General features: G+C 49.0%; 9 protein-coding genes. 5 read left to right on the plus strand and 4 right to left on the minus strand.

The features are described 5' to 3' along the window. Positions 1-7: 7 nt before the first annotated feature. The 5 genes from FVR03_RS05885 to FVR03_RS05905 all read left to right on the plus strand — a co-directional run bounded on the left by FVR03_RS05885 (position 8) and on the right by FVR03_RS05905 (position 10,999). On the plus strand, positions 8-3,130 hold the full coding sequence (locus FVR03_RS05885; RefSeq protein WP_147920807.1) for a SusC/RagA family TonB-linked outer membrane protein: 3,123 nt from the start codon (positions 8-10) through the stop codon (positions 3,128-3,130). Between the two features lie 10 nt (positions 3,131-3,140). Next, the gene (locus FVR03_RS05890) at positions 3,141-5,105 is read left to right on the plus strand and encodes a RagB/SusD family nutrient uptake outer membrane protein (protein WP_147920808.1); all 1,965 of its coding nucleotides are present in this window, start codon (positions 3,141-3,143) and stop codon (positions 5,103-5,105) included. Between the two features lie 248 nt (positions 5,106-5,353). Further along, positions 5,354-6,517 carry a mannonate dehydratase gene (gene uxuA / locus FVR03_RS05895; RefSeq protein ID WP_147920809.1) on the plus strand — a complete coding sequence of 388 codons (1,164 nt, stop codon included), beginning with the start codon at positions 5,354-5,356 and terminating at the stop codon, positions 6,515-6,517. A gap of 184 nt (positions 6,518-6,701) precedes the next feature. Then, complete coding sequence (locus FVR03_RS05900; protein ID WP_147920827.1) at positions 6,702-9,620, plus strand: glycosyl hydrolase 115 family protein; 2,919 nt, start codon at positions 6,702-6,704, stop codon at positions 9,618-9,620. A gap of 266 nt (positions 9,621-9,886) precedes the next feature. Continuing rightward, positions 9,887-10,999 (plus strand): glycoside hydrolase family 43 protein, encoded by a 1,113-nt coding sequence (locus tag FVR03_RS05905; protein WP_147920828.1) that lies wholly within the window; start codon positions 9,887-9,889, stop codon positions 10,997-10,999. 456 nt (positions 11,000-11,455) lie between these two features. On the opposite strand, the gene FVR03_RS05910 is transcribed toward FVR03_RS05905, so the two are convergent. The 4 genes from FVR03_RS05910 to FVR03_RS05925 all read right to left on the minus strand — a co-directional run bounded on the left by FVR03_RS05910 (position 11,456) and on the right by FVR03_RS05925 (position 17,005). Next, on the minus strand, positions 11,456-12,574 hold the full coding sequence (locus FVR03_RS05910) for an endo-1,4-beta-xylanase (RefSeq protein WP_147920810.1): 1,119 nt from the start codon (positions 12,572-12,574) through the stop codon (positions 11,456-11,458). 244 nt (positions 12,575-12,818) lie between these two features. Further along, complete coding sequence (locus FVR03_RS05915) at positions 12,819-13,577, minus strand: SDR family NAD(P)-dependent oxidoreductase (RefSeq protein WP_147920811.1); 759 nt, start codon at positions 13,575-13,577, stop codon at positions 12,819-12,821. A gap of 154 nt (positions 13,578-13,731) precedes the next feature. Next, positions 13,732-15,897, minus strand: coding sequence for an alpha-glucuronidase family glycosyl hydrolase (locus tag FVR03_RS05920; RefSeq protein WP_147920812.1), 2,166 nt, complete (start codon positions 15,895-15,897; stop codon positions 13,732-13,734). 79 nt (positions 15,898-15,976) lie between these two features. Continuing rightward, a complete protein-coding gene (locus tag FVR03_RS05925; protein ID WP_147920813.1) occupies positions 15,977-17,005 on the minus strand; it encodes a LacI family DNA-binding transcriptional regulator in 1,029 nt (342 codons plus the stop codon). Between the last annotated feature and the right edge of the window lie 128 nt (positions 17,006-17,133).

Genomic DNA, 17,133 nt, shown 5'->3' on the forward strand with positions numbered 1-17,133 from the left:
CATATCTATGAAATGTGATTTTACACAAAAACCAAGAGCGATCAGCGGGCAACTGGGCAAGCCAAGAGCCTTGCAAGTAGCCTCCATGCTGGTAACCTTTCTTTTCCTGAGTCTGCAAACGCTGGCGCAAACCGGCAGTTTCCGGGTAAGCGGCCGTGTAACAGATGAGACTGGTGCCGGCCTTCCGGGGGTAACGGTGCTTCAAAAAGGAACTTCTAATGCTGCTCCAACCGATATAGACGGCAACTATACACTGAACCTTCCTGACGGAACAGGTACGCTGGTATTCACGTTTGTCGGTTATCAGTTGCTGGAGCAGGCGGTTAACAATAGGGCTACTATAAATGTTACCCTGCAAAGCGACTCCAGAGCGCTTGATGAGGTGGTGGTTATTGGCTACGGCGTGCAGCGGCAGGAAGCTGTAACTGGTTCTGTTGTTTCTATAAGTGGAGCAGAGTTAAACCAGGTGCCGTCAGCAAATATTTCACAGGCTCTGCAAGGGCGCTTGCCAGGTGTAGAATTTTCACAGTCATCTTCTCAGCCGGGTGCCACCACCCAGATACGCATCCGGGGTACACGCTCTTTAACTGCTACAAACGACCCGTTGGTAGTATTAGACGGTATTCCTTTCCCAGGGTCTATTGGCGATATCAATCCAATTGATATACAGAGTGTAGACATATTGAAAGATGCCTCTGCAACTGCTATCTATGGTTCACGCGGTGCCAACGGTGTTATATTGGTTACAACCAAATCAGGTAAAGCAGGACAAAAAGCACAGATAACTTTTAACAGTTTTACTGGTGCAAAAACGGTGTTCTCCAGGTATCCGATGATGAACGGCGAAGAGTTCTTTGCGCTCCGTCAGGCTGCCGGGCAGTATGCTGGTCAGCTTGGAGAGGATGAGGCTGAGGGTGTGAATACTGATTGGCAGGATTTACTTTTCAAAACAGGTGTCATTACAAGCCAGGATATTAATGTTTCCGGTGGAACAGAGAAAGGTCGCTACAGCTTCAGTGGAGGTTACTTTAAAGACCAGGGCGTGGTACCTACACAGCAGTACACTCGATATTCCATGCGAGGCAGCCTAGATCAAGGAGTAGGTAAATACATCCGTTTAGGTTTTACAACAAACAATAATTACAGTACTACAGAGGGTGCAAATATTGGCTTGTACAACACGTTAAGTGCTTCCCCAATTGCAAACCCATACAATGCTGACGGCTCCCTGAAAAGAACTGTAAGACTACCGCTCGATGAACAGTGGGTGTTTGAAAGAAACAGGATAGAAGACTTAAGTGATCGCTGGCTGAATCAAAATAGAGTTCTTGCCTCCTATAACAATGTTTTTGGCGAATTGGCTATTCCTGGCGTGGAAGGGTTAAAGTTCCGCACGAACCTGGGTTTAAACTACCGTCATAGCCAAACAGGTACTTTTACTGGTGAGGGTATCAACGCTGTTACTCCGACAACGCCTTCAAGCGGCACACTTAGCAATTCAGTAACTGCAGACTATACGATTGAGAACATCCTGACTTATGATCGCACTTTTGCAGAGAAGCATAATTTAAATGTAGTTGGGTTATATTCAGCGTCTCAGACCCGGTTCAACCGTTCGCATATTCTAGGACGTAATATTCCTTCAGATGCCTTCCAGTTTTATAACCTAGGATTGGCCACTGACGAAATTACAGTTGATCCTAATCAGCAGCAATACTGGCAAACAGGCTTAATGTCTTGGATGGGACGGGCCATGTACTCCTATGATGACCGCTATATGATTAGTGCAACTGTGCGATCAGATGGTTCTTCTGTGCTGGCACCAGGTTATAAATGGAATACTTATCCTGCTGTATCAGTAGGCTGGAATATTGCCAGGGAATCATTTATGCAGGATGTTAGCCTTATAAATATGCTGAAGTTGCGTGCTGGCTATGGTCAGACCTCTAACCAGGCTGTAACTGCTTACTCCACTTTAGGACGCTTGGCTACCAGGCCTTATAACTTTGGTCCTACAGATTATCAGACAGGATTATGGGTAAACCAGTTACCTAACGACAGATTAGGATGGGAGTTTTCTAAAACATGGAATTATGGCTTGGATTTCGCAATCTTAAATCATCGTTTGTCAGGTACTGTGGAGTATTATGTAACTAACACGGAAGATGTTCTGCTTGGATTGCCTCTGCCTAGAACATCAGGTGCAGAAAGCTTTACAACTAATATTGGCTCAACCCAAAATAAAGGTATTGAGCTTGCTCTTAACGGCGTAATCCTGGACAATCTTAACGGCTGGACGTGGGAAGCGGGTATAAACATGTATGCTAACCGCAACAAAATAGTATCGTTAGCAGGGGAGCAGCAAAGAAATGAAAGCCAGTGGTGGTTTGTAGGCAGCCCTATCAACGTTATCTATGACTTTGAGAAAACAGGCCTGTGGCAAGAGGGAGATCCTCATCTTAATATCCTGGAGCCAGGTGGTAATGTAGGCATGATAAAAGTACGCTATACCGGCGATTATACTGCTGATGGCACACCAACAAGACCAGTTGGGCCTCAAGACCGACAGATTCTGGATACAACTCCTAACTTCCAGGGCGGATTTAACACACGAGTTGCTTACAAAGGATTCGACCTGACTGCAGTAGGAGCATTTCAGAATGGAGGCATCCTTATTAGCACACTCTATGGATCGTCGGGCTACCTGAACATGCTGAACGGACGACGCGGAAACATTAATGTAGATTACTGGACACCAGAAAACACTGATGCCAAATACCCAAGACCAGGTGGCGCAACCAGCGGCGACAACCCCAGATATGCCAGCACTTTGAGTTATTTCGATGCGTCTTACCTGAAAATGCGCACCATTACCCTGGGCTATAATTTTAACCAGAACAACTGGATTAAAGAAGCAGGATTCAGTAATCTGCGCCTTTACGTTACAGCACAGAATCCTTTTGTTTTATTCTCGCCATATAACAGAGAATCAGGCATGGACCCTGAGACCAACTCCTATGCCGATCAAAATGTGGCTGTAACAACTGGTACTCCTAATCGCTTTTTAACGATCGGTACAAACGCACCTTCAACACGCAGTTTTCTGGTTGGTTTAAATGTTACTTTCTAAAAAGATACTAATGAAACGTTATAAAATTAAGAAATTTATAGGCACGGCTGCCTTAACACTGGCCTTAGTGGGGTGCAAAGATATTCTGGATGAACAGCCCCGTAGTATATATGATCCCAGCTTTTTCCAGACCGAAAGGGGGCTGGATGGTGGCTTAACGTCGATGTACGCGCACTTGCGTTGGATTTATGGCGATGCCTACTACTATAACACCGGACTAACAGGCACCGATGAAGTTACCTACGGCAGAGATGCTGATGAGAACTTCCTGGTAATGGACTTATCAGGTAGAGGTGTTATTAACTCCAACAACAGCCGCGCCGACAGGTTATGGGAGAATGCATTCCCTAATATTAACACTGCTAGCGGCATTATCGAAAATGCTGCTTTAGTTGGCACCGTTTCGCCGGCACTAGTTGCTGAGGCAAGATTTTTCCGTGCCTTCGATTACTTTTTGCTGGTGCAGACGTTCGGTGGTGTGCCCTTAGATTTGGGTTCAGGAGAGTTACAGTTTAACAGAACTCCCAATAGGAATTCTGTTCGTAACACGGTGCCGGAAGTTTATACCAAAGCCATATTCCCTGACTTAATTAGGGCAGTAGAAGATTTGCCTGTAACCGGGCGAATGATTGGCGGGGCAACTAAAACGTTAGCACAACTATATCTGGCAAAAGCTTACTTAACCTACGGGTGGTGGCTGGAGAATCCCAATAATATTCCTACTTACCCGGCTGCACAACGAGTTGATCCGGATGGCCATAATGCCCAGTGGTATTTCCAGCAGGCTTATGATATAGCAGCCTCAGCCATAGATAATCCAGGTCCTTTCGGTCTGATGGAAACCTTTTATGATGTGAATCTGGCGCAAAACGACCGCAACAAAGAAATGCTATTGTTTGCCGATCATACTGAGGCTAGCGAGTTGTATAATGGTGGCAGCCTTACCTGGGGTAATGGCGGCGCACCCGATAACTTTGCCGGCTGGATGATGACATGGAACTACACCAACATCAGAAGCTCAACTAGTGAGACAAGTTGGTCTAACCCGACTGTTTCTTCTGTTCAACGCGAAGCTGTGCAGGCACTTGGCCGCCCCTGGACGCGTATGGCTCCCACAATTGGTGCCATTACAAATACGTTTGCAGATAAAACCAATGACTCGCGCTACGATGGCACTTTTACAACTGTTTATCGTGGAAACTGGCCGAAAGGCGGGGTTGCTAATCCTATGCTTTACAATGCTAATTTACTTCCAGTTCAACCAGGTGATGCCATTCTTACATTCCTGAACGAAGAACCTGCAGGAACTATTAGTTACCCTGCACCAGGTCAAGCAGGAAGAAGCAATGTGGGTGCAGGAGAACTTCCGGGAAGAGCCGATTTTGTAATTTCACCACAAGGCATAAGCAGAATTGTATATCCTGGCCTTTGGAAGCTGGGCCCTTACCGTACCGATAATGGTGACGGATTAGGACAACCCAATGCCGGCAGTACTCGCCCTTTCCATATTGCCAAATTCTCAGAACTGTACTTTATAGCTGCTGAAGCAGCTGTAAAGGGAGCTACTCCACAAGGTGGTAAGAGCGCCAGAGATTTGATAAACGTTATCCGGGCACGTGCCGGTATGTGGCGCTGGAACAACAATGGCAATGTTGCCAAAGTAGAAGACAACAGCGCAGCCATGGTAGCGGCAACACCTGCCACTTTAGATGTTAACTATATTCTGGCAGAGCGCTCACGCGAGTATTTTGGCGAAGGTTACCGTTGGTACGATCTGGTACGTACGCAAAAGTGGAATGAACTTGCTTCCTCTTACAGTATAGGCGGAGACAGATATGGAGATCATACACCAGTAACTGTAACACGAACAATAGAACCTTATCATTACCTTCGACCAATTCCGCAAGCACAGTTAGATCGGATGGATGTAAGCCCTGATGTAAAGGCTGCTTACCAAAACCCGAATTATAATTAATATTATATTTATTTATTTAGAGAGGCTTGGTTGAGCAGACGGGACAACCAAGCCTGCTTTTAAGCAGAATTAAAAATGAACATTGGCTACTGTTCTACCATACTTTTAAATTCTGTATCACCTGAATTCATAATATTTTAAATGAGTTAGATAAAAGGGCTGCTCCTTAGGCAGCCCTTTTATCTAACTTATCGATTATAGTAACTTTATAAAACTAATCAGCTTCTTTCATTTAACTATAAATTAATATGCCCTTACTACAAAGCTGGCGCTGGTACGGCCCCAACGACCCCGTTACACTTCAGGATATAAAGCAGGCAGGAGCCACGGCCATAGTGAGTGCCCTGCACCACATGCCACACGGCGCAGTTTGGCCACTGGAGGAGATACAGGAGCGCAAACGAATAATAGAGGAAGCAGGCCTTACCTGGGCTGTGGTAGAAAGTGTGCCGGTGCATGAGGCCATTAAAACCCGCAGTACCGATTGCGAGCTTTACATCGAGAATTACCGGCAGTCGCTGCGCAATATCGCTGCTTGCGGCATCCGGACGGTCTGCTACAACTTTATGCCCGTACTCGACTGGACCCGCACCAACCTCGCCTACACACTCGCAAACGGTGCCAAAGCCCTCTATTTCGACTGGACCGATCTGGCGGTTTTTGACCTCTATATTTTGAAAAGAGCAGGTGCTGAACAAGATTACGAAGCAGCAGTAGTGGCAGAGGCCAAACAGCGGGTGGAGACGAAGCCGACAGCTTATCTGCAGGAACTGGCCGATATTATTTTAATGGGTGTGCCCACAGAAGGCAGCATCACACTGGAGCAGCTTACGCACAGCATCGGCATTTACAAAGAGATCGGGCATGCCGGCCTTCGCGAGAACCTGGCTTATTTCCTGGAGAGTATTATGGAGGTGTGTGAGGAAACAGGGATCAACATGACCATTCACCCGGACGATCCGCCGTACCCCATACTTGGCCTGCCCCGCATTGCCAGCTCTAAAGATGATCTGTTGTATATAATCGAGCGAGTTGACCGGGAGCCGAATGGTATCTGCTTCTGCACGGGCTCACTTGGTGCTGGCCGGCATAACGACCCGGTAGAGATTCTGAAAGCCGTAGGGCACCGGGTTTATTTTGCCCACCTGCGCAATGTGAAACACGACGAGTCAGGTAACTTCTACGAATCTGATCATCTGGCAGGAGATGTAGACATGTATGGCGTAATGCGTGAGCTGGTAGAAATTAACCGGCAACGGGAGCAGCCAATCCCTTTCCGACCAGACCACGGCCACCAGATGCTCGACGACTTGCACAAAGTTACGAACCCAGGTTATTCTGCTATCGGGCGCTTACGAGGCCTGGCGGAACTGCGGGGCCTGGAAATGGGCATCGAGCGGTCATTACATTAGTAAGCAGTCGTCCGGACCCTTGACTACTTATTGGCTCCAAGGCTTCGGAAGGCTATTTTCATTCAAATAATTTGCGCAAAGCGTAAGAAGTTAACCTCTTACCTGCAGATGGGTTTTCTATTTGTGGGTTGCAACACGATAAGTAAGCATGACGTTTTTCAGGCATCAAACCCATTTAAGAACAATGCCACCAGCCATGGGTGCTGCAGTGGCGCAACCATGGTACCAGCTACGGCTCCTGCTCCTGCTTTGCCTCCTGCTGCCACTGGCAGCGGCAGCCACCGTAGGTCAGAAGCCCTACATCTCTAACCAGAAGGTAGCCGGAAGTTTCTCGTTAGCGACAGCTGGTAAAGCGGCTCCACTGTATGTAAGCTCTCAGGATTTTCCGGGGGTTATGCGGGTGGCAAAGCACCTGCAAGCCGATGTGAAGCGGGTAACACAAACGGAGCCGGTTCTTACCGTCAGTAATTCGCCTGCCTCCAAACAGAAAGAAATTGTGCTGATCGGAACACTGGGCAAAAGTCCGCTGATCGATAAGCTGGTGAAACAGAAGAAGCTGGCGGTGGAGGGCGTGGCCGGAAAACGCGAAACTTTCCTGATACAGGTGGTGGAGAAACCGATGAAAGGTGTAGACCGGGCTCTGGTAATTGCAGGCAGTGACAAGCGCGGCACCATCTATGGCATGTACGACCTGTCGGCACAAATCGGGGTGTCGCCGTGGTACTACTGGGCCGATGTGCCGGTGCGGCAGAAAGAGCAGCTGTTCGTGCTGCCTGGCCGCCACACCGAAGGCGAGCCGGTGGTGGAGTACCGTGGTATATTTATCAATGATGAGGCTCCAGCCCTGAGTGGCTGGTCGAGGGAGCAGTTCGGAGGCTTTAACCATAAATTTTACGACAAGGTATTTGAACTCCTGCTGCGCCTGAAAGGAAACTATTTGTGGCCAGCCATGTGGGGCAGCGCCTTCAGCGACGACGATCCGCTCAATGCTCCGCTGGCCGATGAGTATGGCGTGGTTATCGGCACCTCGCACCACGAGCCGCTCATGCGCGCCCACGACGAATGGCGCCGCTACGGCTCCGGCCCGTGGAACTACGACACCAACAAAGCCAACCTGCAGGAGTTCTGGCGCAAAGGCATCGAGCGCATGGGCACCAAAGAGAGCATCGTATCGGTAGGCATGCGCGGCGATGGCGATGAGCCGATGAGTGAAGAAAGCAACATTGCCCTACTGGAGAAAATTGTGGAAGACCAGCGCCAGATTATTGCAGAGGTAACCGGAAAACCCGCCTCTCAAACGCCTCAGCTCTGGGCGCTCTACAAAGAGGTGCAGGAGTACTACGAGAAAGGCATGCGCGTACCCGATGATGTAACGCTACTCCTATGCGACGACAACTGGGGCAACATCCGGAAGCTGCCCAAACCAAACGAAAAACCGCACCCAGGCGGTTACGGCATCTATTACCACTACGATTATGTAGGTGGCCCAAGAAATTACAAATGGCTTAATACTAACCCAATACCCAGGGTGTGGGAGCAGATGCACTTGGCTTATCGCTACGGCGCCACCAAAATCTGGATCGTGAACGTAGGTGATATCAAACCAATGGAGTTCCCTACAGAGTTCTTTCTTGACTACGCCTGGAACCCGGAGAAGTGGCCTATAGAGAGGCTTCAGGAGTACACACAACTGTGGGCTGCCCGTGAGTTTGGCGCAGAGCATGCACCTGCCATAGCAGACTTTGTGGCCCGCTACACCAAATACAACAGCCGCCGTAAGCCTGAACTGCTTGCCCCCAACACCTACAGCCTGGTTAACTACCGGGAGGCAGAACGGGTGGTGGCCGAATACAAGCAGCTGGCAGAGGAGGCCGAGAAGGTTTACAGCGCCTTGCCGGAAGCACATCGGGATGCCTATTACCAGTTGGTGCTGCACCCCATAAAGGCCTGTGCCAACCTGAACGAGCTGCACGTAAACACCGGCCTCAACTGGCTCTATGCCAAACAAAGCCGGGCCGCCGCTAATAAAATGGCTGCCAGTGTAAAAGAGCTGTTCGAAAAAGATCAGGAGCTGAGCAGGTACTACAACAAAACTATGGCTGGCGGCAAATGGAACCACATGATGGACCAGACCCACATTAGCTACACCTATTGGCAGCAACCCGAGAAAGATGTACTCCCGGAGCTGAAAACGCTGAACCTGCCAAGCGCAGCTGCCTTGGGAGTGGCCATAGAAGGCAGCGAAGCCTGGTGGCCAGAGGCAAAGCAGGAGGCAACGCTACCTGCTCTGGATCCGCTGCAGCAGCAGACTACTTACATCGACATCTATAACAGAGGCACAACGCCCTTCGAGTTTACAGTGCAGGCAGGAGCACCTTGGCTTAAAGTATCGGCTGGCAAAGGCAGAGTAGAGGAGGAGCAACGACTGGTCCTGAGCGTAGACTGGCAGCAGGCGCCACAGGGGCAGCATCGCGTTCCGATAACCATCAGCGGCCCCAAAGGCAGCAAGGTGGTGGTACAGGCACTTGTAAATAATACGGCTCTAAAGGCAGCGCAGCAACAGGGTTTTGTGCACAGCTCCAGCTACCTGACCATAGAAGCCCCGCAGTATATCAGGGCACAGGAAACGGAGCAGGTAAAATGGCAACTGCTGCCAGACCTGGGCCGAATAGGTTCTGCCATTACTGCTTTTCCTGTAACAGCTCCGGCCCAAAAACCTGGCGGCAAAAGCCCATGCCTGGAGTACCGCATAACCCTGCAGCAGGCCGGTGAAATTACTGTGCATGCTTACCTTAGCCCAACGCTCAATTTCAACGATACCCAAGGCCTGCGCTATGCCGTTTCTATCGATGACGAAACACCGCAGCTGATCAACATGCATGCTGGCGAGACTGGTAAGCTATGGGATCAGTGGGTGGCAAACAACATCAACATCAAATCCTCGAAGCATCAGGTAAAGGAGCCGGGCGAGCACGTGCTTAAGTTCTGGGTGGTAGACCCCGGGGTAGTGTTGCAAAGGCTTATTATTGATACCGGCGGCTTAAAACCTTCGTACCTGGGTCCGCCCGAAAACTACAGGCAAACCTCGCAGGCGGTCAATTAAGTTCTGAGAATAGCGAATTGAGATGCAACCTTATTTGTAGCGAAACTTCAGATAGTTTTACTTGTAACCATTCAAAACAACAATTTAACCATCAATAACCAAATTATTTGAATGAAAATAGCCTTCCGAAGGTAAATCAGCAATTTTAAGTCAAGGGCTCCTTAATGGATCGTTCAGAAATATTATCTTCAGTTTTTTCATTAGAAGTTGCTGAGGTTGTTATAACAACTGTACTTAAAATATAAATTTAAATCATGTACTATAAAATGAACAGACACTCCACTTACAAGAAAGCAATCTTCCTGCTGGCCTTTTCATCCGTATTTGCAGTCGGTTGCCAAAACAATGCTTCCGAAAACCAGGCGCAGGAGACCGATACACCAGGCGCGACTTCTGGTTCTAAAAAATACCTGTCGGAGCCGTTGGTGACCGATAATTATACGGCAGATCCTTCTGCACATGTGTTCGACGGCAGAATCTACATCTACCCATCGCACGACATAGATGCAGGAGTGGCTGAAAAAGACGATGGCTCCCATTTCGATATGCGCGACTACCATGTGTACTCCATGGATAGTGTAGGCGGTGCAGTAACAGACCATGGCAAGGTGCTCGATATAAAGGATATTTCGTGGGCAGGGCGGCAGCTTTGGGCACCAGATGCTGCGCACAAAAACGGAAAATATTACCTCTACTTCCCTGTTAAAGATAAGCAGGATGTGTTCAGGATCGGCGTTGCCACCAGCAATTCGCCAGCCGGACCGTTTAAGCCGGAGCCACAGCCCATCGCCAACAGCTACAGCATAGACCCGGCTGTTTTTACCGATACCGACGGAACCTCCTATATGTATTTGGGTGGTATCTGGGGTGGTCAGTTGCAACGCTGGAGCACAGGAACCTACCAGGCAGAAGATAAATACCCAGCAGATGATCAGCCTGCCTTGATGCCGAAAGTTGCCCGAATGAGCGCAGATATGCTCTCTTTTGATGGCCCTCTCAAAGATGTGCAGCTGCTCGATGAAAACGGTAAACCTTTACTTACTGGCGACAACGAACGCCGCTTTTTTGAAGCCGCCTGGGTGCATACGTACAACGGTAAATACTACTTCTCGTACTCCACCGGCGACACTCACAACATTGCTTACGCCACCGGCGACAGCCCTCTGGGGCCTTTCACTTACAAAGGAGTTATTCTGAACCCGGTTGAAGGCTGGACAAACCACCACTCCATTGTAGAGCACAACGGCAAATGGTACCTATTCTACCACGACACGCAACGCTCCGGCAAAACGCACCTTCGCAACATAAAAGTAACGGAGCTGCAGCATAACCCTGACGGCAGCATCCAGACCATTACGGCTCAATCGGAAGAAGCTTAGATCAGGCTATTTAGGTGTGTTCAACTGAGATAAACCGGCCGGACCCTTGGCAAAATTTGGATGTGAAACCTTTTGGAGGCTATTTTCATTTGAATAATTTGCAAGCTAAGCCTGAAGCAATAGTCAATTTACCAGGCAAAACGATCGTGCCCTCATTTATCCGGCAATCAGAAGTAACATCTTACCCTAATAGGAGATGAGGTTATAAATAGACAAGAATAGAACCTAAATACTTAAAACCAAAGGGCCTGCTGGTATTGTACCGGCAGGCCCTTTGGTTTTAAGGTAAAAGGATAGTTTGTGTTGTGTTATTGAAGGTGTAGAAGGTATTACATTATTAAATCGGTAAGCTACCAATAAGCAGCCTTATTGTGGCTTCTATTCTAAGCTCGTGTCAGCTTCAAATAAAATCCGGAGGGTAGGAGCAGTGCATCGTGAGCAATCAAAAACCAGAAGCTACTTTTTTGCTGCGGCCTTTACAACTGCCTCAAAAGCTGGTTTAGGCTGGTAGTTCCGGTCGAAGAGCATCGGGTAGCTTGTTCTTCCTTTTATAGGCCAATCGTTGAGCCAGGAGTCGCGGTCGGTTACACCCCAGAACGTAACCCTGCTGATTTTGTCTTGGTGCTTCCGGAAGAGCTTGAAAATCTCGGCGTAGCGTGCTGCCAGCTCCTGCTGTACATCGTCTGGCAAGCCATCGGTGTAGAGGTTGTATTTTTCGTCAAAGCCGAAGGTTGCGTCTATATCGGCTCCCTGGCGGTTGCTCGGATTAGGGAGCACATCGATGTCGAGTTCCGTAATAACCACCTTGGCACCTGTTTTTGCAAAGGCAACAATGCTTTCTTCTATCTGGGCGATGGTCGGGGTCTTTAGGCCCCAATGGCCCTGCATGCCTATGGCATCTACTTTTATGCCCTTCTCCTGCAAGCTTTTTACCAACCTGATGGCGCCATCGCGTTTGGCTGGTTTCCACATGTTGTAGTCGTTGTAGTATAGCTCGGCTGCAGGGTCTGCTTTTCTGGCAAAGGTAAAGGCCTGCGCCACAAAATCGTCGCCTATCTGCTGCTGCCATTTGCTCTGGCGCATGGTGCCATCGTCGTTCAGTGCCTCGTTCACCACATCCCAGCCATTAATTTTGCCTTTATACCGACCGGCCACAGCCTGTATGTGCTCTTCCATGCGCTTCAGTAACTGGTTCTTGCCAAGTGGTTTTCCCTGCTCATCTTCAAACACCCAGGCCGGCGTTTGCTGGTGCCACACCAGTGCATGCCCTACAATAAACATGTTGTGCTTCTGGCCAAGTGCTACATAATCGTCGGCGGGTTTAAAGTTATAGCTGTCGGGGCGGGGATGCACCGATTCCCATTTCAGCAGGTTTTCAGGGCTGATGGTGTTGTAGTGCCTGGCTATTATAGCTTCTGCCTGCGGATCTTGTGAACCTGCCTGCCTGCCGTTTAGGGCTGCTCCTATATAGAAGTCCTTTTTATACAAGTCTTTCAGGGCAACATCGCCTCGTTGGGTAAAACCGATACACGCCAGCGCCAGGCACGTGCTAAGCCAGGTTTTTCTTATATTCATATTCGTATTTTTAAAGCTTGATCTAAAGGAGGCATGCGTTCAATAAATTATTCTAATGAATTGGCCCTTCCAAAAGGTTTTAGTCAGAATTTATCCAAGGGTCTGGAACATGACAACTTTCCCGAATCCTGTTCCTTTTACTTGTTTTCTTGATACAGAACTTTGCTGAAGGTGACAATTATGCGAACTAACACGGCCTTCAGAAGCACTTCAAGAGCATTTCTTCCTGAGGCTTGCCCAGGGGCTAAAACCCGATAGAGTTACCGCCATCAACAGGTAGTATGGTGCCTGTAACGTACTTGGCTGCGTCGGTGGCGTAAAAATAAACGGCTTCTGCCACATCGTCTGGTGCGCCTAACCTGCCCATCGGGGTGCGCGACATTACTTTGTTTTTGCGTTCAGGGTCGTTGTCCAGTGCTTTGGCCGACATGTCGGTGGCGATAAAACCGGGGGCGATGCAGTTTACCCGGATGCCCAGCGGCGAGAGCTCCACTGCCATGGCTTTGGTCATGCCCTCTATGCCTGATTTAGCGGCTGTGTAGGCAATTACCTTCGGAATACCGTATTGGGCGGCCATGGAACTGATGTTGATAATACAGCCTTGCCCCTGGGGCAGCATTACCTTTACCACCTCGCGGCTTAAGGCAAATACGGATGTTACGTTGGTCAGCAGCACCTTCTGAAAATCCTCATCTGTTACTTCCACAAAAGGTTTTTTCATGTTTACTCCGGCGTTATTTACCAGAATGTCTATGCGGCCAAATTCAGCTTCTATTTCCCGTACCAGCCCCGGAATGCGGTCCAGGTGGCTCAGGTCGAATGAGATGCAGGAACACATGTCGCCAAAGGCTTCTTTGGCGCGCTTTAGTTTCTGCTCATCTCTTCCGATAATGATAGTGCGTATATTGTTTCGCACAAATTTTTCGACGATGGCATAACCAAGTCCGGAGCCGCCTCCGGTTACTATCGCTATTTTGGGTGCTGCAGTAGTATGCTCGTTCATATGTATTTAGTAATTTTGATACGTTTGAAGTTATTAGTAACTAGCTGATTTACAATTAAGTTGTAGTATTACAGAAGTTGGTATTCCTTAGGAAGCAAACTTTTATGATTAGATATAAATTAGCCTGTTTATAAGCTAAGTGATTATTTAAATATTAAATGCCAGGCACAAACTGCGGATCTAGGTTCATGTAGTACTCCAGGGTTTGGGTTGGTTTCTCCAGCTCCTGTGGTATGGGTCTCTTAGAATATGTCTGGAAGTAGAGCAGGCAGGCATCGCGCCACCACCTGGCTTCCTGCTCCTGAATCTTCAGCAACGATTGCACGTGGGCAAACCGTTCTTCATCTAGCGCAGGTGCTACTTTCGCCCAGTTTTGCTGCATGTCGCGCACTTGCTGCACTCCGTCGGAGTACCTGTAACAGAGTTCGTTCCAGAGCGTTCGGCCAGACTTTAGCTTATGATCCCAGCTTACATGGTGGAACCAGAGCAAAAACTCCTCTGGGCAGGTTTTGAGGTTGCCAAACTGTTTTTGTACGGCAGGTGCATACTGGGCCAGGGCGTTACTACCTGTCTTGGTTCTGTCGAAGCCAATACCTTTTTCATCGGCGCGGTGGTAGTAAACCGATGTCCAGTCGGCGCGGTGCTTGTCTTTTATCCAGGGGCCGGGGCCGTAGTGGTGCGACCAGCCCATAATGTGGTGCAGGCCCAGTGGTGTCATGTAGTTAACCACAGCTTCGCGCGAGGTCATCAGCATATCCTGAACCGGCAGTACAACGTTGGCATTGGTAGAAAAGGTCATGTTAATCCATTCGGTTGCAATGGATTCAGAAGAAAGCTGGTGGTTCCAGGCAAGTCTCCCGAAAGCATACCAGTTCGACTGCCCGAACAAATGCCCGGTCCAGTTGCGGTCGTTTCCAATGTTGGCTACACCTGCTATGCCTGTTAAGGTGTGGTTATCGAGGGTGCCGTCTATTACTTTTGCTACAGTAGATCCTTTTCCCTTGGTGTGGGTGTCGGCCTGCAGGGTTTCGCGGAACATAGGTGCCAGGTAAGCCAGGTTCGTTGCCTGCCCCAGGTACTCCTGCGTTATCTGGAACTCCATCATAATAGGCGTTTTAGGCATAGCTCCAAACAGCGGGTGAAAAGGCTCTCTGGGCTGAAAATCGATAGCGCCGTTCTTCACCTGCACCATCACATTTTTCCGGAACTGCCCATCGAGCGGTTTAAACTCATTGTAAGCTTGTTTAGCGCGGTCATCGGGTTCTTTGTCATCGTACACAAAGGCGCGCCACATCACAATGCCACCTTGGGGCGCTACGGCATCTGCCAGCATATTGGCACCATCAGCGTGGTTACGGCCATAGTTCTGCGGCCCTGGTTGCCCCTCAGAGTTGGCTTTCACCAGAAAGCCCCCAAAGTCGGGCACATAGCTATAAATTTCAGCGGCTTTGTCTTTCCACCAGGTTTGTACCGTTGGGTCGAGCGGGTCGGCTGTTTGCAGGCCACCTATTTCTATGGGGGCACTGAAGCGGGCTGTCAGGTACACTTTTAAGCCGTACGGCCTGAAGGCATCTGCCAGGGCAGCCACCTTTACCAGGTACTCTTTTGTAAGCACCAGGGCGTTGGCGTTTACATTTGTAAGCACGGTACCGTTAATTCCTAAGGAGGCATTGGCGCGGGCATAGTCGAGGTACCGCTGATCTATGTAGCCCGGTAGTTTATGCCAGTCCCAGAGCGAGAAACCGGCATAGCCGCGTTCTACGGTACGGTCGAGGTTATCCCAGTGGTTGAGCACGCGGTGCTGTAGTTTGGGGGAGCTGCTGATCGAGAGCTTGCTGATGTCCTGGGCAGTTTGGAGTAGGCGCAGAAAATGAAAGGTGCCATACAGCACACCCACCTCTGTGTTTGCAGCCAGCACAGTGCTGTTTTTGCCATTCACGGGCATGGTCAGCAGGAGGTAACCTTCGGGGCCAACAGCTTTGAGTTTATCATTTAGTTGCAAGGCAGCCACTACAGGTGAGCTGGCAGGCGTACCTGCCACCAGGGCACCGGCTTTGGTGGGTTGTTTCGTGAAAATTATGTCCTGGCCCAGGAGGCCTTTTAGCCCCTGCGTCAATTCTTTTCTGGCAATAGCCAGCGTCGGGCTGCTGCCTTCTATAACTATTTCGGAGACCTGCTGCCGGTATTGCTGTAGCTTGTTGGCATCCTGCACCTGGTCGTAGCGCAACCACAGCCTGTAACCATCTTCCGCCAGTACGGAGCGGCCCATGCTGAGCACCAGGATGAGCAGTGCTGTGAGGGTGAGTGTTTTGTGTATCATAGGAGTTGTTGTATGGCAAAAGGAAAGCTGCCCGTAACCCGACACAGGTCAGCAGCTGGAAGTGGCAGAAGATAAAGAACTATTCTATCTTCGTTCTAAGGGAGGAAGCCCGCACAATCAATTCGGAACGGAGGGTGATGGTATTGGTGATGGTAATGTCAGATAAGCCGTTGAGGTGATGAATCAGACTTCGGACAGCTACTTCGCCCATTTCGTAGCCAGGGTAATTCACGGTGGTCAGGTTTGGCTCAATAACCCTTGAAATAGGGTCGTTGTTGAAGCCAACTACTGCTATATCATCTGGTATCATTATTCCGGCCTTTTGTAACTCTCTCATACAGCTTACCGCAGCAGTGTCGTTCGATACGAAAAGACCGTCGGGCATAGGCTGCATTTTCAGAATCTGCTGTGCCGCCTCCACGCCAGCCTCTTCACTCAGGTTCGTGATGAGGACGAAAGACTCATCGAAGGGCAGGTTGTTATCTATTAGAGCGTATCTATAGCCTTTTAGCCTGTCGGCATATACGTTTCGTTTCTGGTTTGCGGTCAGGTGCAAAATGCGTTTGCAACCTTGTTTGGCCAGGTGGCAGGTAGCTTTGTAAGCTGCCTGGAAATTATCTATCACAATGCTGGTACACTGGTTATGCTCAATTACACGATCATAAAAAATAACAGGCGTACCTTTGCTGATAAATGGCTCAAAATGATCCATGGTGTCTGTTTCATAAGCCAGCGAGACCAGCAGGCCATCTACACGACTATCGAACATGGTGCGGGCATTGGTTATCTCCTTTTGCATGGTCTCCAGCGACTGCGTAATTATCAGGTTATAGTCAGCGTTGTTGGCTTCTTTTTCCATGCCCGCCATTACCGACGACATAAAGGGGCTGTTAAGGCGGGGTACAATAACCCCGATGGTATTGGTGCGTTGCTTCCGGAGGTTGCTGGCAAAGATGTTCGACCTATAGCCCATTTGCGCCGCAATGTCACAGATTTTTTGCTTGGTGTTTTTGTTTACGGCCGGATGATCGTTTAGCGCTCTGCTCACAGTAGTAGGAGAGAGGTCTAATTCTTTCGCTATATCATAGATTGTTATATCTTTATCCATAACCGGAAGTATTTATCAATTGTTGTTGCAATCGGTTGCAATATAAAAAAATCCTGCTTGCTGCACTATGTTTTCAAAAAAAATATATGACTTCCACTATTGTTTTCTATACCTGATGCGTAGTTTCT

It is taken from the genome of Pontibacter qinzhouensis, assembly GCF_008017455.1.
Taxonomy (GTDB): domain Bacteria; phylum Bacteroidota; class Bacteroidia; order Cytophagales; family Hymenobacteraceae; genus Pontibacter; species Pontibacter qinzhouensis.

What these genes read in the sequence shown, in the direction of transcription:
- FVR03_RS05885 (WP_147920807.1), top strand. Translation starts at nt 8, where the DNA reads ATGAAATGTGATTTTACACAAAAACCAAGAGCGATCAGCGGGCAACTG.
- FVR03_RS05890 (WP_147920808.1), top strand. Translation starts at nt 3,141, where the DNA reads ATGAAACGTTATAAAATTAAGAAATTTATAGGCACGGCTGCCTTAACA.
- uxuA (WP_147920809.1), top strand. Translation starts at nt 5,354, where the DNA reads ATGCCCTTACTACAAAGCTGGCGCTGGTACGGCCCCAACGACCCCGTT.
- FVR03_RS05900 (WP_147920827.1), top strand. Translation starts at nt 6,702, where the DNA reads ATGCCACCAGCCATGGGTGCTGCAGTGGCGCAACCATGGTACCAGCTA.
- FVR03_RS05905 (WP_147920828.1), top strand. Translation starts at nt 9,887, where the DNA reads ATGAACAGACACTCCACTTACAAGAAAGCAATCTTCCTGCTGGCCTTT.
- FVR03_RS05910 (WP_147920810.1), bottom strand. Translation starts at nt 12,574, where the DNA reads ATGAATATAAGAAAAACCTGGCTTAGCACGTGCCTGGCGCTGGCGTGT.
- FVR03_RS05915 (WP_147920811.1), bottom strand. Translation starts at nt 13,577, where the DNA reads ATGAACGAGCATACTACTGCAGCACCCAAAATAGCGATAGTAACCGGA.
- FVR03_RS05920 (WP_147920812.1), bottom strand. Translation starts at nt 15,897, where the DNA reads ATGATACACAAAACACTCACCCTCACAGCACTGCTCATCCTGGTGCTC.
- FVR03_RS05925 (WP_147920813.1), bottom strand. Translation starts at nt 17,005, where the DNA reads ATGGATAAAGATATAACAATCTATGATATAGCGAAAGAATTAGACCTC.